Below are 20,300 nucleotides of genomic sequence, written 5' to 3' on the forward strand. Positions count from 1 at the left end.
CTAATTAGTCCTTGAGTAGTGCGATACATTGGGCTAAAGAAGCGTTAGTTTTCACCGCTTGCGGGTTAATATGGGTGGCAGCGGCTCGATAACCTTGTTTTAAGAGAGCTGCAATTAAATCTTCCTTTTTAGGTAGATCTAATTTGCCCCTTCTCCCAATTTCCCGAAAGCTATAAAAGTAGGGAGGAAAATCGTTTTCTTCCCTCATTATTTCTAGCAATTTAACTACCTTTTTCCACTGCCATTGCTCGGCTAAATCTGCCATTTTTTCTAGATAAAGGCGATCATGTAAACTGCCTAACCACAAGGGTCCAGTTAAGGTTAAAGGTTGCCCGTCCCCAGAACAAACTATCTTGCCTAACTTCGGCCAAGGCACTGATTGATATTCCCCGCAGCTATGACAATAACCGAGAAAACCGTAGTTATGACTATTTAATTGTCTATTAGCCGTTAACCGCACCATCACCCGATAACTTTGACCGAAAAAAAAGGAAAAAATCGGCGTAATTCCTAAACCTAACCGGGCCGATTCTAATTGCAAACCGGCGATAATTAATCTTAATCCCTGTTCGTGGGCAGCCGGATGATTGCGAGCAGATGCTCCATAATCAGCTAAACTATTTTCTAGATTATGACCCGTCAGCGTCCGTCCATCAGTATTAGTCAGATAAATTAAACCCCCGATTTTAGTGGCTAAAGGAATAGCACTAAACAGGGATGCAGGGGAACCAAAAGCATCAATATCAACTAGATCGTAATGGTCTTTTTTAAGATAACATTCTCGGAGAACTTCTTGAGCAGATTTATAGGTTATCTTCCCTTTTTTCTGTTGTAATAAACTCTCTAAGTTAGCGTCTAAAGTTGGCTTAATTTCTGGATTTCCATCATTAACCCACAGCCAATCCGCACCACTTTCTAACCAATACCTGAGCGCTCGCACACCAGAGCCGCTCATTACCTCTAAAACGCGCAAACTGCCCCGCTCTTTTTGGGCAATTGCCGCCCCTAAAACTCCTAAATCTCGGACGATTTTACTCTCCGGTCGATAAAAAGTATTGTTGATATTAAATATCGCTTTTTCTTCCTGCATCGCTCATCTCATAATTAGCACTCGATCGCTACTTTTTTTCTTTTCACGATTCCCTAGTAGCGAAAAGGGTCAACCACTGCCAAAACCGATCAGACATCAAGATAGAAGATAAATCTAAAGATAGTGTGAAATTAGCAGAAATTGCCGATTTTTTTAGTATTATATCCCTGAAAAGCTGATATTTTCTCCGTGGGAAGGGCAAATTAAAGGTGAAAAAATAGTTAGGGACTTGCGTGGGAATAATATCCCAATCGATCGGAGGGCGCAAGCTTTGCGCCCCTACAGTAACGGATTTTGTCCACAATGTATGGGCGAACTGCGTTCGCCCAAAAGGTACATTATCAAAGCGCAGGTCCCTTATTGTTTACATCTTATAGCAGTTTAATCCGATTTGATGGGAGATAACCTGAAAGTAAAATGTTTCAACCTTAGATGCGGAGAGTTACCACGAAAGTTTGATTGCTTAAAGAGTCAAGTGCCGATAGCGATTCCTGTGGGGTCGTTATTTTTTTCGTCCCCACCGACAAAATTGAGCAGCGCTCGTCGTCCCTGATCGCCTCGATCGAGTAAAGTAATCTCTAGATAATTTTCCGGCAAAAAAGTTAAACGTTCTGACCATTCGATCGCCACTATCCCTAAATCTACCTCGATTCCCTGCCAATAATTTTCTAGGTACAGGGCCTCGATATCTTGACCCTGCAAACGGTACAAATCCAAATGATACAAAGGAAGGCGGCCTTCGTTATATTCGTTAACGAGGGTGAAGGTGGGACTAGCTATAGGCTCTTGAATGCCCAATCCTAAGCCAATTCCCTGTACTAAGGTGGTTTTTCCCGCTCCCAAATCGCCTTTTAATAAAATTACACTGCCGGGGGCCAGGGTTTGCCCCAGTTTTTCGCCTAAATTGACAGTAGCTTCTCGATCGGGTAAGTCGATAATCATTTTTTCCCGTTAGGATGCCAATTAACCACTGATTCTAATATGAGTAGGTAGGCGTTAAAAGTTATCAGATCCCCCCCTTATCAAGGGGGGACTAAGGGGGGATCGGCACCCCCCTTATCAAGGGGGGACTAAGGGGGGATCGAACCTAAAATCCATTTTTAATTTAATTATAACCAGCTACTTAGCGATCAGAGCAGCTTTCTGACCTTCTTGGCTCTGGGGGGCCAAATTTGGTCTTTTGATCGATAAAAATAGAAGCAGTTAAACTCATCTCTTATCTCTTAGTCTTGCCTTTGGTCAAATGGTCGCCATCAAGACAGAGATAAGCGATCGGCGAAACCTTCTGGTAGATTAGACTAAATGGGAATTGGTTAACTGCTTTTATAAAATTGATTGTTCCCTAACCATCAGCATTGTCTAGGGTCGAAGGGAATAAAACAACCGAAGTTTAGGACTTTAAGCCAGAAGTTAAGAAAAAAAGTGAAATTATTATTTTTGAGTAATGGCCACGGTGAAGATGAGATCGCGATCCGGATTATTAAAAGACTGCAATCATCTCCCCACTGTCCGGATATTACTGCTTTACCCCTAGTGGGTAACGGTTATGCTTATACTCGTCTGGGGATTCCCCTTCTCGATCGAGGTCAAAAAATGCCCTCTGGGGGTTTTATCACTAGAGATCCCAAACAATTATGGCGAGATCTGCGGGAGGGTTTATTAGGATTAACCTCCCGTCAATACCGTCTGGTCAGAAATTGGGGCCAAGAAGGGGGAAAAATTGTCGCGGTGGGAGATATCTTACCCCTTGCCCTTGCTTGGTTGAGCGGGACAGATTATGCTTTTGTGGGAACGGCTAAATCGGAATACTATCTCCGGGATGAGCAGGGATGGTTAGATAGTAGCTCGATGATCGATCGCCTCTGGGGTTCCTACTATTATCCCTGGGAACGCTGGTTAATGGCTCATCCTCGCTGTCGGGGGGTTTTTCCCCGGGATAGTTTAACTAGCAAAATTTTACAACAGTGGTCAATTCCTGTTGTCGATGGGGGTAATCCGATGATGGATGACCTTTTACCCTCCATAACGGGCGATTTTCCCCAAGATTGCCTAACTATTCTGCTGCTACCCGGTTCGCGCTTTCCCGAATCTCTCCACAATTGGCAGCAAATTCTCGCAGCTGTGGCCGCCATTATCGGCCGTTTTCCCGATTACAAGCTGGAATTTTTGGCGGCGATCGCTCCTTCTCTCCCCCCGGAATCTTTTACGGCTGCTTTAACTTCCCAGGGTTGGGGAGAAGATAGCACAAATAAGTTTATTTGTCAAGAGGTATTTATAACTATTTCTCAAAGGGATTACGCCGAATATTTAGGCCGTTGCCATCTAGCGATCGCCATGGCGGGAACTGCCACGGAACAGTTCGTCGGTTTGGGTAAACCGGCGATCACAATTGCGGGATCTGGACCACAATTTACTCCCCATTTTGCCAAACTGCAACAGCGTTTATTAGGCTGTTCAATTCTCTTGGGCGATAGTGCCGAGTCAGTAGCAGACAAGTTAGAATATTTATTACAAAATCCCCCACAGTGGCAAGAAATCGCCTTTAATGGTCGTCAGAGAATGGGGCCAGCCGGGGCCTCCGATCGCATTGCCCAATGGTTACTAGGCAATTTTTGCCCTTAAGTACCTAAGCAAGATTAATTACACACATCTAACCACCTTTTGCCTCCTGCCTTTTGCCTTTTGCCTATCTTCACTAGGAAATTAATTTTGCACGACTACTTAAACGAAAGTATCGGTCTGATTTTCGCCGCTAGTGGGCCCCTCAAAAATAGTTTCTAGGGCAATTTTTTGGGCGCTTGGTTGTTGTCCGTAGCTGAAAAGATGGGGAATTTCTGCGCTTTGTTGACGAAACCACTGGAAAACGTAGGGACTACCATAAACAATCAATGCTTGAATTTGTCCAGTTTTCAGCAAAGCTTGATAGATAGCTTTCGTTTCCTCCCCTAATCCGGCACTACCCCGAAAAGGATTACCACGGATAAATACTTGTAGGAGAGTCGTTTCTGGGGAGACGAGGGACTGATTAAAGGTGCTACGGTCGATTATTTGGGTTTGATAACCCCATTGTCGGGGAATTGTCACCGCCGGACAAGAGCGATCGAGAAAGTCACAGTTGAGTAAATCATCGATAATGATTAAATTGCGGCCTTGAGTGGCTTTAATGGGTAAATTACCGCTAACTGTTTGGGAATCTTTTAAAATATCCTTGACAATCTCTAGAGCTTGCGGTGCCGCTAAACTGCTTAAGGATTCTAAGGATGGCTGTCTTTGCCCCAATTTCTCTTTTGCTCGTTGAATACGTTGCCAAGAATCATTAATTCTGGCTTCGCTAATTGTACCCGCCTGCACGGCACTATACACCGCTTCGATCGCTTCGATCGGATCGGGAGGCATTAACAGTATATCGGCCCCCGCCTGTACCGCCCTCACTGCTATGGCGGCAGCGCTGGCAATTTTAGTCACTCCTCCCATAATCAGGGCATCGGTGACGATTAAACCCTGAAAACCGAGATTTTGGCGCAGTTTTTCCCCGAGAATTTTCGAGGAAAGAGTGGCGGGAAATTCGGCATCCCAAGCGGGAATTAACAGATGGCCTGACATAATACTATCAACCCCTGACTCGATCGCCGCTTGAAAGGGGGGCAATTCGATCGCTTCTAGGCGATGATGATCGTGGTTGATAATGGGAAGATCGAGATGGGAGTCATTGCTGGTGTCACCGTGGCCCGGAAAATGTTTGGCCGTGGTCAAAACTGGATAGGAATCAGCCCCTAAAATAAAAGCTTGAGCTAGATTAGCGACGATTTCGGGAGTTTCAGCGAAGGAACGAATATTAATAACGGGATTGTCGGGATTATTGTTCACATCGACAATTGGGGCTAAAATCCAGTTAATCCCGATCGCTAGAGCCTCCTTAGCGGTAATTGCTCCCATTTCCCTAGCATATTCTGTGGCTTTTGTCAAGCTTTTTTCTGCTATTTTTCCTAAAGCCATCGGGGGGGGAAACCAAGTGGCGCCGGAAAACCTTTGGCCGACCCCCTCCTCGATATCGGCGGCGATGAGGAGAGGATTATCGCCGGACCAACTTTGTAATTGTTGGCTACGGAAAGCGATTTCGGCGGCGCTACCTCCTAAGAGAATCACCCCACCGAGGTGGAGGGTTTCTAACCAATGTTTCAGGGTGGCGTTGACGGGTTCCCAAGCAGGATAGCGGATTTGTTGGTCAAAGAGATAGCCGGAAGCGCGGACTACTATCATCTGACCAATACGTTCTTTTAGGGATAAAATGCGATCGCTCACTATTCAGTTATCAGTTATCAGTTATCAGTTATCAGGTTTAAGTTTTAAGTTCCCAGTTTTGCCTAAATTTAGTTATCCTCTACTGGTCACTGGTCACTGATAGCGGAATCGTCATCTTCTGGGGGTCGATCGGTTTTAATATGATCAAGAAGGTGTAACATTCGATCGCCGCGTTCGAGGGAAGAATCTTCTAGGAAGACCACTTCGGGGGTACGTCTCAGACGGATGCGTTGGCCCAGTTCGCGCCGGACGAATCCCGCGGCCGCTTTTAAACCGGCCATAGTTTCGGCCTTTGCATCTTTGTTGCCGTAGATAGACACAAAAATCCTAGCGTGTTGTAGGTCGTGGGAGAGATCTACATCGGTAACGCTCACCATACCGGCACCGACGCGATCATCTTTAATTTCCATTAATAACATTTGGCTGACCTCGCGCTTAATTAGCGAGGACACGCGAGATACTCGACGGTCGTTAGCCATAATTTTCGTCCCCTAAAAACAGCGAAACCCTTACCATTGTATCAAGCTAATCCGAGCATGGCTTTGAGGGTGAAATAAAGAAAGGCGAAAGTTCCCCCCAGAAAGCCGACAAGTGCGATCGCTGTGAGGGGATTTTTTAATAAAGGGGCCAACCAGCCAAAAAAGGCGAAGAAAATCCCTAAACTAAAGCTAATCAGATAGCGGGGGTAACGGCTCACGTTATCAAAAAAGTCGCCCATAAATTTTATTTATTATCTTTGTCCGTAAGTAATTATAGCAGTAAGCTTCGATGTTCAAGGATAATTTGATCATTTCCCCGATTGACTCTCATCGGGATTATGGGACATCTGGCGCGAGAATCATCAATTGTCCCTCCTTATCCTCGCGAATGGCTAGAATCGCCGGACGTTCATTTTCTGCCGACTGAGGGGATAACCCGCGAAAAACATAAGTCCAATTGTTATTTTGGATTAATAAACGCCAGACTCGCGGGGGATTAACTTTACTATCATTCGTTTCTTTTCCCCGCAGCTCTTCGAGTAATTTAGTCTCACCGATAATTCGATAACCTTTGAGAGAAGGATCGGTAAAAACATCCTCTGGATTACGACCGATCGCTATCTGTTTTTCCGGTAAAACTAAAGTGATAACTGGTAAGGTAGAACTATCATTAACTGCATCGCGACGGGCATCGATCGATCCCTGAATTCGGGCTAACCAAAAAAGTATAATTAATAACCAAATAACAGCGATCAAATCTTTTCGGAGAGCTTCGGGAATTCCCCGGACTAATAAACCTAGGGGGTGAAATATTTGATGAAATTTCCGTTTAGATTGACTGACAATTGAATAGGATGGCAGGGGAGACAAAATCCAGAGAGTAAATTGAATCGCAAAGGCAACGGCAACCAGTGCCAGAAACGTTCGCAGCAACGCCCCGAAATCGCCACAGAAGACCTGTATCGGCACAAAAAGGAAGGAACGCAAGGGCAAGTCCAGACGGTTGATCTCAAGGCTAAACCAGCCGAAATAGGCCCACCGATAGATCCATCCCGTAAAATAGAGAAAAATCCCCAGCAAACCGAGAAGACTGGCGAAAGTTCCTAGTATCTGTGTTCCGGGAGGGGGCGAATTCGGAGCGCTCACGGCAAAATGTCCCTGATTGGCGTTTTCGATCGCTATCCTACTCGATCGACCGGGTTCTATCGCCAGTTCTTTGTATTTTATCAAGGAGAATAACCCATGTCGATCGACGATCCCCGACAAGTTAGTTTTTTAATCGAGAAAATGGAAGCAAGTTTACCGATCCCCGTGCGTGCAACTCCCGAAACGTTAAAAATAGCTGAAACAAAAGGCGAGCGATACAAACCCGATCACCAGTTTTCGATCGATAAAATTTTCTACACGGGAGACGAGGGGGGAATTATTTGTTTCCTAAAAAATGAATTGGGAAAACAAACGAGTCTTATATGTTCTTTAACCCATCTACGGATCGATAACAATCATCCGTTAGCGGCGGATATTCAATCCTACCAGAAAAAGCGATCGATGCGGATCGCACTACAGGATGGCAAAACCGGAAAAGCCCTCCGTATTGCCAAACAAAACCGCCCGAACAAAGGTTTCGGAAAGTAAAAATATATTGACAAAAACCGCAGGTTGGGTTACGAGTAGCGCTAACCCACCGAATCGAATTATATTCGGGGAATAGGAATTTGATTAGTTCGTTGCTACCAGATCGTATTAACCGTTGATAATTGAATTTTTCGATCTCGGCTAATTAAGGGACCGTTTAAATATAGGGCGGTTGCCGCAATAATTCGATGTAAAGATACCAGATAACCGCATGAGTATCTAAGTAGCTGGTTATAATTAAATTTAAAATGGATTTCAGGTTCGATCCCCCCTGCCCCCCTTGATAAGGGGGGTGCCGATCCCCCCTGCCCCCCTTGATAAGGGGGGTATCTGATAATTTTTAACGCCTACCTACTTAAAACTGCTTTTAACACTTAAAGATCCTCTGCCGTAAAATCTCCCCACGCTTCTCGTCGGGTTTTATCGATATCTTCAGCCGAGGGAGCCTGTCCTAAATCGGCGCATATACCCCATAAAGAGGGACGGGGTTGATTAACTTCTGCCGATTCCGATGCCATTTCTGCGGTAATTTTTTCGATCAGTTGCCGTTTCTCGATTGCGGATAATTTTTCCGCCCACCGCATTAGCTCTTGTAGAGTCATATTTCTATCGCTTACCGCGTAAAGGAGTAGCTTTATAAGTTTTAACATAAAGAGAAGATAAAACGCTTCCCCTTTGACAATCCCGACGCTAAAATATGGAAAAAACCCTCTAGAAAAAACCCTAGGTTGGGTTACTGTTACTCCTAACCCACCACATCCAAGATTGAAAACAGAACCAACTAAATCCCGATCATTCAGGCAAGGTAAAGATGAAAAAACTCTACCCAATAATAACCGCAACTAGCCTAGTTTTTATCGCCTCTCTTGCTGGCTATCATCTACCGGCCACCGGCGATCAATCTCCCGTCAAGAAAATTCCCGTATTCATACCAGATGATACGAAAGTATCTTTAAAAAATGGCACTTCTCTATCTGGGAGATTAATCAAGTTCGATTCTCCAACAAAAACGATCGCTTTAGGGAGAGAATCAAAAACAAAAGAAGTGGCAATGAAAGAGATCAAACAGATAGAGTTTCAAGGGAAGGTTATTATCAAAAGCGGAGAGCTTGTTATTCGTGGGGAAGAGGGATCAAGCAATCCAAACCAGAATAGACAACGCTGGCAGGAACCCCTACAGAACTTCAAAATTATTGATGTTAATCAAGGAAAAGCAGAAGTAACTTTAACCTCGCTAGATCCTCTAGAAATAAGAGGGATCGAGGGGGTGGCGAGTAAGAGTTCCTACGTTGTCGAGGAAATTAAATTTAACCCCTCGGACAAAATTGAGATTCAAGTAAACCCCCATTAAAATTCACAAATAAGAAGCCTATTTTTTAGGAAATTAAGGAAGACTTTAAATGGGAAAGTTGGCTGATGTATTGTTCGATTGTTTTTGGTGATAGTGGATAGTTTAAGGTCGGGTTAGCGAGGTAAAAAATGATGTCATTAATGATAGCTTCGTAATCTGTTTCATAGGCGATATCTTCTCTGCATTCGATGGCATCAGCCCAGTTTTCTAAGTCGGTGGCAGATAGAGCGTTATTGAGATAGCGATCGAGAATATCGATCAGATGCTCTTTTTTTAGGGTGATAATTGCTTCGCTACTGTCCCAAGGAAAGGTTTTTAGGATAGGGAGGATAGTTGATAGGGGTTGGTCAAAGTTGACTAGGGCGTTGAGGTATTCTTGTCTAGTTTTCATGGGTATTTTTGTTTGATGTGAACAGTATAAGTAGCTGGTTATAATTAAATTAAAAATGGATTTTAGGTTCGATCCCCCCTTAGTCCCCCCTTGATAAGGGGGGTTTCTGATAATTTTTAACGCCTACCTACTTAGTAATTATAATCTTTTGGTAACTGTCCATTTTGAACGCCGATTAAAGGGGAAACTATGAAAATAGACTATGATCAAGCCGCTAATGCCGCTTATATTCGTCGTTTTGAGGGAAAGGTTATTGATTCTGAGGAAGTAGCGCCGGGGATTGTCTATGATTACGATGAGACGGATAGGATTGTAGGGATTGAGATTTTAGGAGTCAAACAGAGAACGGCCGAACAATTCAAAAATATTGATTTTCCGTTGGAAGAGAGTGAAAAACAAGAGATTAGACAATGGTTCGGAAAGTTAATACTAAATTGTTAAGTGATGTGAGAAATTCAGGAAATATGGGAGGTGCTATAATTGACATATTTACTCAGTCAAAAAACGATGATTAAGTTAAAAGTCACAACGGTAGGGAACTCTATGGGGGTGATTTTCCCGAAAGAGTTGGTGGAGAAGCTGCGCCTTAGTAAAGGCGATATGCTCTACCTCTTGGAAACGCCGAATGGCTTTGAGCTTACACCCTACGACCCCGAATTTGTCCAGCAAATGGAAGTGGCGGAGGAAGTGATGCGCGAAGACTGGAATATTTTGAGAAAGCTGGCAACTTAGGCTCATGAACCAGCTAATCTGGATAGCTGATGGGGTAGCTCTCGCGATTCATCACCGCCAAATAGCCGAGCATGGTGGATTAGAGGGTATTCGAGATGAGGGGTTGCTAGAAAGCGCACTTTCCCGACCCCAAAATCTTCTGGCTTATTCTAAGTCGCCTCCTGACATGGCTTCTTTGGCAGCAGCCTACGCTTATGGGATTGTCAAGAATCACCCTTTTGTAGATGGGAATAAGAGAACGGCCTATGTAGTGACGAGGACTTTTCTGAGGCTCAATGGCTACGATTTTCAAGCTTCTAGTCAAGAAAAATACCAGATATGGATCGATCTTGCTGTTGGTAAGCTTTCAGAGGAACAATTAGGGACTTGCGCTTTGATAATGTACCTTTTGGGCGAACGCAGTTCGCCCCTACATTGTGGACAAAATCCGTTACTGTAGGGGCGCAAAGCTTGCGCCCTCCGATCGATTGGGATATTATTCCCACGCAAGTCCCTTAGCTGATTGGATTAGGAAACATTTATTAAAGATTCCTCTAATGTCGGGTTAGCGAGGGGAAAAATTATGTCATTGATCAGATCTTCGTACTTAAATAGGACTGTTATCGCATTAAATTTAACAAGGGAGTTCAATATGATTACCTTTGAAAACGCGCTGGAGTTGGTTAGTCAATTACCCAGGGAACAGCAAGAAATGTTAATCGAGTCAGGGGAGAATATCAGGAATTGAGAGATTGTTCCTGTAGTTATGATTGCCGCATCATTTTCTATTTAGAACGAGACGAGAAAACTCAAACAGATAGGATAGTTTTGATTAACATTGGAACTCATGATGAGGTATATTAACTAATAACTGATAGCGGAAATAACTATGAATCCCAAATTTTACGCATTACTTACCCTTTCCCTAGTGGCTACCGTCACCCTACCAGTTGTTAACGGGAAACTCTCCTCTCTCGTCCCTGCGGTAATAGCGCAAAATACGGATGCGAGGAAAGCAGAAGCAGATAGGCTTTTAGAGCAAGCATTTCAGCAACATGAAGTTGATGAATACAAAGCGTCTATTGAATCCATTCAAAAGGCACTAACTCTTTACAGGATGGTTAAAGATAAACAAGGAGAAGCAAAGGCTTTACTAATTTTGGGAGCTAATAATCATTTATTAGAAAACCATGACAAGGCAATAGAATATTATCAGCTTGCCTTAGCAATTATGCGAGAATTTCATGATCGGCAAGGAGAGAAAGTTGTTTTTCTAGGAGAGGGAATCATTCTCAGAAGATTAGGAGATGCTTATAATGATCTTCACGACTATATGAAATCAATTAAATATCGTCAGGAAAGCCTTGCAATTTTTCGAGAATTAAAAGAACGAGATAGAGAGGCTGATACTCTAAATAATCTAGGCGTTACTTATTATTTTCTGGGCAATTATAGAGAATCCATTAAACACCATGAACAAGCTTTAACTATTGCGAAGGAATTAAACGATCTTCAAATGGAAGCTCAGGTTATCCATAACTTGGGGAATAACTATAATTCTTTAGGAAAATTTCAAAAAGCGATTGAATTATTCTGGCAATCCTTATTTATTAAAAAAGAAATCAGCGATCGTTTGGGAGAATCCCGTTCTTTGAGCGGTTTAGGAAATGCTCACTACTCCCTCGGACAGTATCAGAGGGCGATCGAGTTCTACCAACAGTCTTTAGCCATCGTAAGGGAGATTAAAGATCGACAGGGAGAAGCCTACGATCTAGGCAATTTAGGAATCACTTACCGTTCTCTTGGACAGTACCAAAAAGCGATCGAGTATATTCAACAAGCTTTAGATGTTACGAGGGAAATTAAAGATCGATGGGGAGAAGCAAGATCTTTAGGAAATTTAGGTTCCGTTTATCAATATCTCGGACAGTATCCGAAAGCCATCGATTACTATTGGCAGTCTTTAGCTATCAAGAGAGAGACTAAAGATCGACAGGGAGAGGCAGCTTCTATTGGCAATTTAGGAAATGCTTACCAATCTTTCGGACAGTATGAGAAAGCGATCAAGTATCTTCAACAAGCTTTAGATATCACTAGAGAGATTAAAGATCGACCGGGAGAAGCCGCTTCCATAGAAAGTTTAGGAGCCGCTTACCAATCTCTCGGACAGTACGCGAAAGCGATCGAGTACCATCAACAGTCTTTAGCCATCGCGAGGGAAATCGGCGATCGCGCTGGAGAAGCTCTCAGCCTCAATAATCTTGGCCTAGCTTATCAAAGCATAAATCAACCTACACAAGCTATTAAAAACCTCGAAGCTTCCCTAACTATCCACCTAGAAATACGTGGAGGATTATCCCGCGACGATCGCAAGGATTTTTTAGCCTCTAACGAAAGAACCGTTATCACCCTCGCCGAAGTCCTAATCCAACAAAACCAACCCGAAAAAGCCTTTCAATGGCTTAACCTCGCCACTACCGCCGATCTTGCCGATTACAATCGCCTGATTAATGCCAAAGTTGCCGATCCCGATGCACAAAAAGCACTTGATAACTGGAACACCGACAATCAACAACTCGAAGGAATGCGCCGACAACTACAGGATAAATACTCCCAAGAACTGGCACAACAGATCCGACAATTCGAGGAGAAAGTGTATAAAAATGCGGAAACTATCGGACAGAAATATCCTGAAATTGCTGAACTTTTTGAAACTAAACCCACCGACATCGCCCAACTACAGAAAAATATCGCTCCTGATACCCTCGTTATTCAACCCGTTCCCCTCCGCGATAAAGTCGCCCTATTTCTCGTTACTAGAGAAAAATTAATCGTTATTCAAAGTGATACAAAACGCGATGAATTGAATAAACTCGTCAGCGAATACCGTACCCAATTAGCTGATCGTCGAAATGCCGACTACCTCGTTACCGGTAGTAAATTGTATGAGATTCTGATCCGTCCCATCGAGTCCCAAATCGCCACCAGTTTCCGAAAAAATATCGCCATCATCGCCACTGGACAACTGCGCTATATTCCTTTTGAAACTCTCTACGATAAGAAAAATGACCAAGTTCTCCTAGAAAAATATCCAATTTATTATTTAACTCGCATCTCCACATCTACCCCTCCCGCGACCGAAAGAAAACCTTTACAAGGTCTAGCATTTGCTAACCCTAAACCCACCCAAGAAGAACTTAAAGGCACAGAAATAGAAGCAGAAACTATCAGCAAAACCTTTCCCGGAAGTGAAAAATATCTCGGTACAAATGCAACTCTAGATATATTCAAAAAACAAGCCTTTCGCTTTCCGATTTTACACTTAGGAACTCATGGCTGTTTTAATCTTGCTGGCTGTCCTAATTTGGGTATGCAAGCTAATACTATTCTTTTCGCCAATAAAGAGCAATATAACATCGCCGATGCCGCATTATTAGGCTTAAAAAATACCGAATTAATCACCCTGAGTGCCTGTCAAACCGCCAAGGAAGCCAACGCAGACGGTCAGGAAATATCGGGACTTGCTTACGTCTTAGAAAGAGCCGGTGCTAAATCAGTAATAGCCAGTCTTTGGAATGCTGAAGATAATACCAGTGCCGAAATTATGACCCAATTTTATCAAAATCTCAAGAATGGTATGACTAAAAGTGAAGCCATGCGACAGGCCAAACTGAGTCAAATTAAAAGCCATCCTTTCTTTTGGTCGCCCTTTATTTTGATTGGGGCTGCTAATTAGACCTCTTGCATAATTTTTTTATGGTATAATGGAAGGCCTTGCTTTTTTCTCGATTTTTAGATGGAAGTGGAAAAAAGAATAAAATGTAATCTTAGGTCAGGAAATCATCCATACTTTTGCTATGTTTATTAGCAAAAATATGGATTATCAAAACTTATCAGATGAACAGTTCAAACGCCGTTTCGGTGTGTATAAACAAACCTATAGAAAGATGGTAGGATGGTAGAATCAGTAAAAAGTGTTGAAGCCGACTCTAATTCAGTATCTAAAAGCGGACCGAAACCTAAACTATCTATAGAAGAACAAGTTTTAGTAACGTTAGAATATTGGCGAGAATATAGAACATATTTTCACATTGGTACAAGCGGTCAAATATCAGAATTAACTATAGGCTGTAAATAAGACGGAAAAAATGCTTTCACAATCGGGAAACTTCCGTTTAAAAGGAAAAAAAGCTCTACTAAATCAAGCAGAGATACCGGTCGTAAGGGTAGTGGATGTAACGGAAACTCCCATTGAACGCCCCAAAAAGAAACAGAAAAAATTTTTTTTCAGATAAATAAAAGGTTCTTCGTTACTTGTTATGGTTCGATAGTGCGGCATAAATCCACTAAATCCTTATCTGGCAAGAGATTTAATTGATTTAGTTCGCTCTAGATTGAAAACAATTGACAAAAATCGCCAAATGTTTTTCTCTATAAGAGTTTCATTCCTTATAACCCTGTACGTTGCATAAGACAAACCGAAGAACCGTTTTATTTTCCCCCAATATCTTATCATCTAAAATGAAATAGCCCCGGGTGTTAGGAGGAATTTGCCCTATTTCCTAACACCCTAACAACTTAGATAATTAACCCCTTTGTCGAGTATTAATCACCTCACCGGCTGCATTAACTAACTCTAGCTGTAGCGGCATTTGTCCCATAGCGTGAGTAGAACAACTTAAACAGGGATCATAGCAACGAATACCCGCTTCTACGCGGTTTAACATCGCTTCGGGAATTTCGCCACCATGGATATAATGTTGGGCGATTTGTTTCACCGTTTGATTCATGGCCAAATTATTATTACCTGTGGCAATAATTAAATTCACCGTTTCAATCAAACCATTTTCATCCACTTTATAATCATGGAATAAAGTACCCCGGGGCGCTTCACTAACTCCCACCCCTTGCAGATTATTAATTCCTGCTTCGGCCCGGCAGCGTTGAGAAACTATATCGGGATCATCGATTAAACGTTCAATCTGTTCTAAACAAGCCAAAATCTCGACTAAACGAGCATAATGATAATAAAAAGAAGAGGTTGCTACACCACCGACCCGATGGCGATATTCGCGTAACTCGATATCCGCTCCCTCCGTGCCAAAATGGGAACAAACATTTAAGCGGGCCAAGGGACCAACTCGATAGATACCATTGGGATAACCGAGGGGTTTATAGTAGGGAAACTTCAAATAAGACCATTTTTCCACTGATTCGCCGATATAATCGCGATAATTGTCTTCGCTCAGGTTATCGGCTACGATATTGCCTTGACTATCGGTAAAACGAATATGACCACCGTAGTGTTCCCACTCGTCCCGTTTACCAACCAATCCCATAAATAGAGAAGGGAAATTACCAAAAGCGGCGATTTCTGTGGTTAAATTGTCCAGAAGTCCTTTAAATAGGTTTAAAGCCGTGTAAAGAGTCGCTTTAGACTCCGGCAGTCGTTCTTTAATCCATTGTCGCCCTTCTTCGCTTAAAGGGGAACGCACACCCCCCGGCACAGACCAAGCGGGGTGAATTTTTTTTGCTCCCAAAAGTTCAATAACTTTCTGTCCAAATTGACGTAAACGGATGCCTGCTCGCGCTAGGTCGGGATCGGCCGCAATTAAACCGAACACATTCCGTTTAGCGGGGTCACTTTCCCAACCAAGCAGAAAATCGGGACTGCTAAGATGAAAAAAGCTTAAAGCATGGGATTGGGTTAATTGTCCCAAATTCATCAAGCGCCGCAGTTTTTCCCCCGCAGGGGGGATTTGCACCGCTAGAATTTTATCGCCGGTTTTGGCGGCACAAAGTAGGTGACTAACGGGGCAAATGCCGCAAATTCGGGCAGTAATTCCCGCCATCTCCCACATCGGCCGTCCCTCGCAGAATTTCTCGAAACCACGATACTCGACCACATGAAAACGCACGTCATCCACTTCCCCCCCATCGTCAAGGAAAATCGAGATCTTGGCATGGCCTTCGATCCGGGTGACGGGATCGATAACGACGGTTTTAGTCATAGTAAGTCCTCATTGTTCAGGAGTTCCACAGAACGGCATTGTGGAGACTGCGATCGAGCTTGGTTTAAACGATAATTTATCCCGATCTCCGCCCTGCTGTTTCTATGATAGTTATTACCCTCCTAGCAATCCTAATTTTTATAACAATTTTTCCCGATTCTCAATCGCGGCTAATTTGGCATTTTGTAACAAATACTACAGAAAATAGTTCGGAAATCCGCAATGATTACATCTCACTTTGCTGGTGTTGATCGGTCATTATATATATAGAAGTCGGTTCTCGGCTGTCAGTCTTCCTCTCAAAGCTGAGGGCGAAAGGGTCGGAAGTCAGCCAAATTGTTTATGACTAATCGGGAAAATCACCTTTTTGTCTTGTAATCTTACCTAACAGTATCAGCGGCACTGCCGAGGATTCGGGAAAAAGCGACCCAAAAACAAGCGATTGTAGTTGATAGTTCTAGGCTGTAATACTTTTGTTCTAAATGTTGGGGGAAAAAGGATAAACCTAACATCATACCAAAGAATGAATTAGCTTTGAACCTTTAGGGGATTGTCTGCGTCTAAAAGCACAGGATACAATCAAAGGAATTCCGAATCGAACTCATACCGACTTCAGATAAGCCAGACTCACCCGCGAGTCGGAATAGTAACAGACTTTTTCTGTGTCAAGGAGTCACCACCAAACCAATGCCCACAGCAAAAACCAACCAAACTCAACCACAGCCCACCCTCAATGCCGATATGGTGCGTACCTATCTGCACGAAATTGGGCGGGTTCCCCTCCTAACTCACGAACAAGAAATTATTTACGGCAAACAAGTCCAACGGATGATGAGCCTGTTAGAAGCGAAAGAAGCACTATCGAAACAATTAGGACGGGAACCACAGCGCTTGGAGTGGGCGGATTCGGTGAATTTAAGCGAAAATGAACTGGATCGCGCCTTGAAAACTGGCGATCGAGCTAAACGGAAAATGATTGAAGCTAACCTCCGCTTGGTAGTTGCGATCGCAAAGAAATATCAAAAGCGGAACATGGAATTCCTCGATCTAATTCAAGAGGGTAGTCTGGGATTAGAAAGAGGTGTAGAGAAATTTGATCCCACCAAAGGTTATAAATTTTCTACCTATGCTTACTGGTGGATTCGACAAGCGATTACCCGTGCGATCGCTCAACAGGCCCGCACCATTCGTTTACCCATCCATATCACCGAAAAACTGAATAAAATCAAAAGAACTCAGCGCGAACTCGCCCAAAAACTGGGCAGAAGTGCCACCCCTGCCGAGATTGCCCTGGAATTAGAGCTAGAACCCGCTCAAATCCGCGAATATCTCAGTATGGCCCGTCAACCCATCTCCCTTGATGTGCGCGTCGGCGATAACCAAGATACGGAATTGTCGGAATTATTGGAAGATAGCGGAGTTTCTCCCGATACCTTCATCACCCAAGAGTTATTACGGCAAGACTTAGCCAATCTCCTGGCCGAATTAACCCCCCAACAACGGGAAGTGATTACTCTCCGTTTCGGTTTAACCGATGGCAAGGAGTTATCCCTAGCCAAAATCGGTCAGAGAATGAACATCAGTCGGGAACGGGTGCGACAATTAGAACACCAGGCCCTGGCTCATTTACGCCGTCGCCGGGCCAACGTCAAGGAATATATTGTCGCTAGTTAGTAAGATTAGCAAATAACCAAGAAGGAGAGTTCAAGCTCTCTTTTTTTTGGGTTTAATTAATATAGAATCCCGATTAGTTTTCACCTGTGGCAGTTCCGTCATGACTAGATCAACAGAAACAGCGACCCCAACACTATACGAAGAAGATTTTTATCTCTGGCTAAAAACCACGGCAGAACAATTAAAAAAAGGCCAGTTTGCCGAGGTGGATTTAGACAATTTAATTGAGGAGATTGAATCGATGGGGAGAAGTGAAAGACACGCGCTCAAAAGTCTTTTAACTCGTCTCCTAGAACATTTACTCAAATTAACTTACTGGCAATCGGAAAGAGACCGGAATGGTAATCATTGGAATGGAGAAATCAATAATTTTCGGGCAGAAATTCAAGATTTACTGGAGGATAGCCCTAGTTTAAAGCCCTATCTTCGGGAGATTTTTGAGCCATCCTACCATACAGCTTTAGAGGCCGTCCGGAAAAAAATGGGTTTATCCCCCGGCGGTTTACCCAGTCAGATAATTTTTAATCTCGAACAGGTTTTAGATCATCAATGGCTGCCGATCAATTGGGAATAAACTATTGACTATCTAATACTAAATCTGGTTATTAAAGACTGATTATTTATTCCCCCTTTTGCCTCTTGCCTATTGCATGAGTGCCTGTCCTGATAAGTAGCCTATATTCAACGGATTTAGTATAAATTACTCCTTGATCGCTAAACAGTCATCAGTGAACTGAAAACTCAAATCTGATAACTGATAACTGATAACTGATAACTGATCTGGTTTTACTCAAGCAATTTCTTCAGCAGGGCATCCACTTCCTCCAGGCCAGATTGATTATTTTTCAGCACATAAACCGCTCGCGCTTGCTTAAAAGCTTCCTCCGCCTCTCTTTTTCGTCCTCGGCCCGCGTAGGCCCGACCGAGATTAAGATAGACATCAGCGTTATTGGGGGCGATTTCGGCCAAATCTTGATAGGCGATAATTGCTGCAAGATAATCTTTTCTGGCCAGATGGATGCGACCGATTCCCGCTTGTGCTTCCAACGATTGGGGTTCTAGGAAAGCAGCCCGACGATAAAAGGGGAGAGCCTCGTCAAAACGCTCTTGTTTTTCGAGTAAAATCCCTATTTTTAGCTGAATTAAAAAATTTCCTGCACTTTGTCGCTCTATTTCTTTTAAAATTTGGGTTCCACCATTTAAATCGCCCTGTTTGAGCAAAAGGCTGGCCAGTTGCAATCTTAATTCACTATTGTTAGGGAATCTTTGCAGGGATTTTTGGAGAAAATCGAAGGCTTCGCTGCTTTTATTCTGTTCGATCAAGGCTTTACCCATGATTTCGTGGGCTTGCTGATTATTGGGGTCGAGAGCTAAAATCCATTGGTAAACTTCGCCCGCTTTTGCATAGTTTTTTTGCCGTAATAATACCACCCCTAAACCGAGGTAGTGTTGGACGTTTTTCGGTTCTATTTGGATAGCGTAGTAGTAAGAAGTGGCTGCATTGTCGTAATCGCCGATATTAGCCAAACTATAACCGAGGGCATGAAAAAAGTCAGGATTGCTGGGATCGAGACTTAAAGCTTTTTGGTATGCTTGGGCGGCGGCGTTATAATCCCCTTGCCGCGTTTGTAAAAAGCCGATCCCAGAGAAAATTTTGGCATTATTGCCATCAAGGGCGGCAGCCTGCTCGTAAACGGCTATAGCTTCCCCATAATTGCCATTTTTGACCAATTGCCGCGCTTGACGCAGTAGTTCGTTAACCTGTGAATCCTTGCTCACGATTGCCCCCGCCGGATTATCAGCGATCGCAATTGAGGCAGAGAAACAGCCCCCCGCAAGGAGACTGACGAGCAAGATTAAACGGGTAAATTGTTCCATCGCTTTACCTTTGTTAACGATTCTTAATTAAAATTTATTGTAAATGGTATTGACAAAAATCAACTATTCTGCATCACCCTTGGACGAGATTATTGCGGGCCTCTTGGGCAACTTGGGCGCTTTTATCGCTGGTTAACTGGGTCAAAACAGCGATCGCATCTTCCCCCCCTAAGCGGCCTAAAGCTTGAGCAAGACGATAGCGCAGTTGCCAGTCATCATCATTAGCCAAGGGAACGAGTAAAGAGACGGCGCGAGGGTCGCCTAGTTCCCCAAAAGCGCTAACGGCGGCCGTTTTTACCAGTTCATTATCGGAGTTTAGGGCGATTTCGAGCAGTTCAAAGCCCCGGGGTTCCCCCAATTCGCCCAAAGCGGCCACAATGCTAAATTGAATTAACCAGTCGCTGGATTGTTCATAGACGGCCACCAGATCATCGTAGGCTGCCGTTAATTTTAACCCCCCGATCGCATCGGCCGCGGCCGCTTTCACGTCTGCTTCGGGATCATTTAACAAGCGATCGCGTAGAATAGTTAAGGCCAGATCGAGATTCTGACGACCGAGGATATCTAGCTGACTTACCGCCGAATAACGCACCCTAGCGTTACTATCGTTAATTAAAGGCTGTAACATCTCGAAGGCGATTTCTGGGGCTAAATAACGCAGTTGATTAACTCCCGATAAGCGATCGCCATAATCATTGGAATCGAGCAGCCGTTGCACGGATTCGGGGGAATAATTCATAATTTGATGACACCCTTAACAATTGGACTGGTATTAATT

General features: G+C 43.5%; 20 protein-coding genes and 1 pseudogene. 10 read left to right on the forward strand and 11 right to left on the reverse strand.

All coding sequences use genetic code 11. From position 1 onward, the window contains the following. Window positions 1–4: 4 nt before the first annotated feature. The gene (locus tag PN470_RS01780) at window positions 5–1,090 is read right to left on the reverse strand and encodes a tRNA (guanine-N1)-methyltransferase (protein WP_271935357.1); all 1,086 of its coding nucleotides are present in this window, start codon (window positions 1,088–1,090) and stop codon (window positions 5–7) included. A 471-nt stretch (window positions 1,091–1,561) separates the two neighbouring features. Next, entirely contained in the window at window positions 1,562–2,032 is a 471-nt protein-coding gene (gene tsaE, locus PN470_RS01785; protein ID WP_271935355.1) for a tRNA (adenosine(37)-N6)-threonylcarbamoyltransferase complex ATPase subunit type 1 TsaE, read from the reverse strand. A gap of 480 nt (window positions 2,033–2,512) precedes the next feature. Here tsaE and PN470_RS01790 point away from each other — a divergent pair, with 480 nt between their 5' ends. After that, window positions 2,513–3,712, forward strand: a complete 1,200-nt coding sequence (locus PN470_RS01790) for a lipid-A-disaccharide synthase-related protein (protein ID WP_271935353.1) — start codon at window positions 2,513–2,515, stop codon at window positions 3,710–3,712. Between the two features lie 99 nt (window positions 3,713–3,811). Here the strand turns inward: PN470_RS01790 and PN470_RS01795 are convergent, their stop codons facing one another. The 4 genes from PN470_RS01795 to PN470_RS01810 form a co-directional block, all read right to left on the reverse strand. Then, on the reverse strand, window positions 3,812–5,392 hold the full coding sequence (locus tag PN470_RS01795) for a glycoside hydrolase family 3 N-terminal domain-containing protein (protein WP_271935350.1): 1,581 nt from the start codon (window positions 5,390–5,392) through the stop codon (window positions 3,812–3,814). A gap of 86 nt (window positions 5,393–5,478) precedes the next feature. Then, complete coding sequence (gene rbfA, locus PN470_RS01800) at window positions 5,479–5,871, reverse strand: 30S ribosome-binding factor RbfA (RefSeq protein ID WP_061430326.1); 393 nt, start codon at window positions 5,869–5,871, stop codon at window positions 5,479–5,481. 41 nt (window positions 5,872–5,912) lie between these two features. Next, complete coding sequence (locus PN470_RS01805; protein WP_002737592.1) at window positions 5,913–6,110, reverse strand: DUF751 family protein; 198 nt, start codon at window positions 6,108–6,110, stop codon at window positions 5,913–5,915. 97 nt (window positions 6,111–6,207) lie between these two features. Further along, entirely contained in the window at window positions 6,208–7,101 is an 894-nt protein-coding gene (locus tag PN470_RS01810; protein ID WP_272103493.1) for a hypothetical protein, read from the reverse strand. Window positions 7,102–7,113: 12 nt separating this feature from the next. Between PN470_RS01810 and PN470_RS01815 the strand changes: the two genes are divergently transcribed. Continuing rightward, window positions 7,114–7,506: a hypothetical protein gene (locus PN470_RS01815; RefSeq protein ID WP_272103495.1), complete on the forward strand. Its 393-nt coding sequence runs from the start codon at window positions 7,114–7,116 to the stop codon at window positions 7,504–7,506. 374 nt (window positions 7,507–7,880) lie between these two features. On the opposite strand, the gene PN470_RS01820 is transcribed toward PN470_RS01815, so the two are convergent. Continuing rightward, a complete protein-coding gene (locus PN470_RS01820; RefSeq protein WP_052588078.1) occupies window positions 7,881–8,156 on the reverse strand; it encodes a hypothetical protein in 276 nt (91 codons plus the stop codon). 161 nt (window positions 8,157–8,317) lie between these two features. Here PN470_RS01820 and PN470_RS01825 point away from each other — a divergent pair, with 161 nt between their 5' ends. Further along, entirely contained in the window at window positions 8,318–8,857 is a 540-nt protein-coding gene (locus PN470_RS01825; RefSeq protein ID WP_149989270.1) for a hypothetical protein, read from the forward strand. Window positions 8,858–8,882: 25 nt separating this feature from the next. On the opposite strand, the gene PN470_RS01830 is transcribed toward PN470_RS01825, so the two are convergent. Continuing rightward, a complete protein-coding gene (locus tag PN470_RS01830; protein ID WP_149989269.1) occupies window positions 8,883–9,248 on the reverse strand; it encodes a hypothetical protein in 366 nt (121 codons plus the stop codon). 189 nt (window positions 9,249–9,437) lie between these two features. Here PN470_RS01830 and PN470_RS01835 point away from each other — a divergent pair, with 189 nt between their 5' ends. The 5 genes and pseudogenes from PN470_RS01835 to PN470_RS01855 all read left to right on the forward strand — a co-directional run. After that, entirely contained in the window at window positions 9,438–9,689 is a 252-nt protein-coding gene (locus PN470_RS01835; protein WP_110544215.1) for a DUF2283 domain-containing protein, read from the forward strand. A gap of 66 nt (window positions 9,690–9,755) precedes the next feature. Then, window positions 9,756–9,980, forward strand: a complete 225-nt coding sequence (locus tag PN470_RS01840) for an AbrB/MazE/SpoVT family DNA-binding domain-containing protein (RefSeq protein ID WP_080694129.1) — start codon at window positions 9,756–9,758, stop codon at window positions 9,978–9,980. A gap of 4 nt (window positions 9,981–9,984) precedes the next feature. Beyond that, window positions 9,985–10,419 carry a type II toxin-antitoxin system death-on-curing family toxin gene (locus PN470_RS01845; protein ID WP_271936294.1) on the forward strand — a complete coding sequence of 145 codons (435 nt, stop codon included), beginning with the start codon at window positions 9,985–9,987 and terminating at the stop codon, window positions 10,417–10,419. Window positions 10,420–10,848: 429 nt separating this feature from the next. Further along, window positions 10,849–13,695, forward strand: a complete 2,847-nt coding sequence (locus tag PN470_RS01850; protein WP_271936291.1) for a CHAT domain-containing protein — start codon at window positions 10,849–10,851, stop codon at window positions 13,693–13,695. Window positions 13,696–13,816: 121 nt separating this feature from the next. Further along, window positions 13,817–14,245 (forward strand): annotated as a pseudogene (locus PN470_RS01855) (helix-turn-helix domain-containing protein); the annotation flags it as partial. 300 nt (window positions 14,246–14,545) lie between these two features. Here PN470_RS01855 and PN470_RS01860 read toward each other — a convergent pair. Further along, a complete protein-coding gene (locus PN470_RS01860) occupies window positions 14,546–15,970 on the reverse strand; it encodes a Ni/Fe hydrogenase subunit alpha (RefSeq protein WP_002737360.1) in 1,425 nt (474 codons plus the stop codon). Between the two features lie 687 nt (window positions 15,971–16,657). On the opposite strand from PN470_RS01860, the gene PN470_RS01865 reads away from it, so the two are divergent. Continuing rightward, entirely contained in the window at window positions 16,658–17,644 is a 987-nt protein-coding gene (locus PN470_RS01865; protein WP_002737778.1) for an RNA polymerase sigma factor, RpoD/SigA family, read from the forward strand. Between the two features lie 100 nt (window positions 17,645–17,744). Continuing rightward, window positions 17,745–18,218 (forward strand): DUF29 domain-containing protein, encoded by a 474-nt coding sequence (locus tag PN470_RS01870; protein WP_069475089.1) that lies wholly within the window; start codon window positions 17,745–17,747, stop codon window positions 18,216–18,218. A 212-nt stretch (window positions 18,219–18,430) separates the two neighbouring features. Here the strand turns inward: PN470_RS01870 and PN470_RS01875 are convergent, their stop codons facing one another. After that, window positions 18,431–19,522: a tetratricopeptide repeat protein gene (locus PN470_RS01875; protein ID WP_271936286.1), complete on the reverse strand. Its 1,092-nt coding sequence runs from the start codon at window positions 19,520–19,522 to the stop codon at window positions 18,431–18,433. A 73-nt stretch (window positions 19,523–19,595) separates the two neighbouring features. Further along, window positions 19,596–20,261 (reverse strand): phycobilisome degradation protein NblB, encoded by a 666-nt coding sequence (gene nblB / locus PN470_RS01880; RefSeq protein ID WP_002777701.1) that lies wholly within the window; start codon window positions 20,259–20,261, stop codon window positions 19,596–19,598. Window positions 20,262–20,300 lie beyond the last annotated feature (39 nt).

Origin of the sequence: Microcystis sp. CS-574 (genome assembly GCF_028329095.1) — a bacterium.
GTDB classification, from domain to species: Bacteria; Cyanobacteriota; Cyanobacteriia; order Cyanobacteriales; family Microcystaceae; genus Microcystis; species Microcystis ichthyoblabe_A.

Bases quoted from the DNA above. Each gene is read 5' to 3' on its own strand.
- PN470_RS01830 (WP_149989269.1), bottom strand. From the start codon at position 9,248: ATGAAAACTAGACAAGAATACCTCAACGCCCTAGTCAACTTTGACCAA.
- PN470_RS01850 (WP_271936291.1), top strand. From the start codon at position 10,849: ATGAATCCCAAATTTTACGCATTACTTACCCTTTCCCTAGTGGCTACC.
- PN470_RS01875 (WP_271936286.1), bottom strand. From the start codon at position 19,522: ATGGAACAATTTACCCGTTTAATCTTGCTCGTCAGTCTCCTTGCGGGG.
- nblB (WP_002777701.1), bottom strand. From the start codon at position 20,261: ATGAATTATTCCCCCGAATCCGTGCAACGGCTGCTCGATTCCAATGAT.
- PN470_RS01815 (WP_272103495.1), top strand. From the start codon at position 7,114: ATGTCGATCGACGATCCCCGACAAGTTAGTTTTTTAATCGAGAAAATG.
- PN470_RS01820 (WP_052588078.1), bottom strand. From the start codon at position 8,156: ATGTTAAAACTTATAAAGCTACTCCTTTACGCGGTAAGCGATAGAAAT.
- PN470_RS01860 (WP_002737360.1), bottom strand. From the start codon at position 15,970: ATGACTAAAACCGTCGTTATCGATCCCGTCACCCGGATCGAAGGCCAT.
- tsaE (WP_271935355.1), bottom strand. From the start codon at position 2,032: ATGATTATCGACTTACCCGATCGAGAAGCTACTGTCAATTTAGGCGAA.
- PN470_RS01825 (WP_149989270.1), top strand. From the start codon at position 8,318: ATGAAAAAACTCTACCCAATAATAACCGCAACTAGCCTAGTTTTTATC.
- PN470_RS01835 (WP_110544215.1), top strand. From the start codon at position 9,438: ATGAAAATAGACTATGATCAAGCCGCTAATGCCGCTTATATTCGTCGT.
- rbfA (WP_061430326.1), bottom strand. From the start codon at position 5,871: ATGGCTAACGACCGTCGAGTATCTCGCGTGTCCTCGCTAATTAAGCGC.
- PN470_RS01805 (WP_002737592.1), bottom strand. From the start codon at position 6,110: ATGGGCGACTTTTTTGATAACGTGAGCCGTTACCCCCGCTATCTGATT.
- PN470_RS01840 (WP_080694129.1), top strand. From the start codon at position 9,756: ATGATTAAGTTAAAAGTCACAACGGTAGGGAACTCTATGGGGGTGATT.
- PN470_RS01870 (WP_069475089.1), top strand. From the start codon at position 17,745: ATGACTAGATCAACAGAAACAGCGACCCCAACACTATACGAAGAAGAT.
- PN470_RS01845 (WP_271936294.1), top strand. From the start codon at position 9,985: ATGAACCAGCTAATCTGGATAGCTGATGGGGTAGCTCTCGCGATTCAT.
- PN470_RS01865 (WP_002737778.1), top strand. From the start codon at position 16,658: ATGCCCACAGCAAAAACCAACCAAACTCAACCACAGCCCACCCTCAAT.
- PN470_RS01780 (WP_271935357.1), bottom strand. From the start codon at position 1,090: ATGCAGGAAGAAAAAGCGATATTTAATATCAACAATACTTTTTATCGA.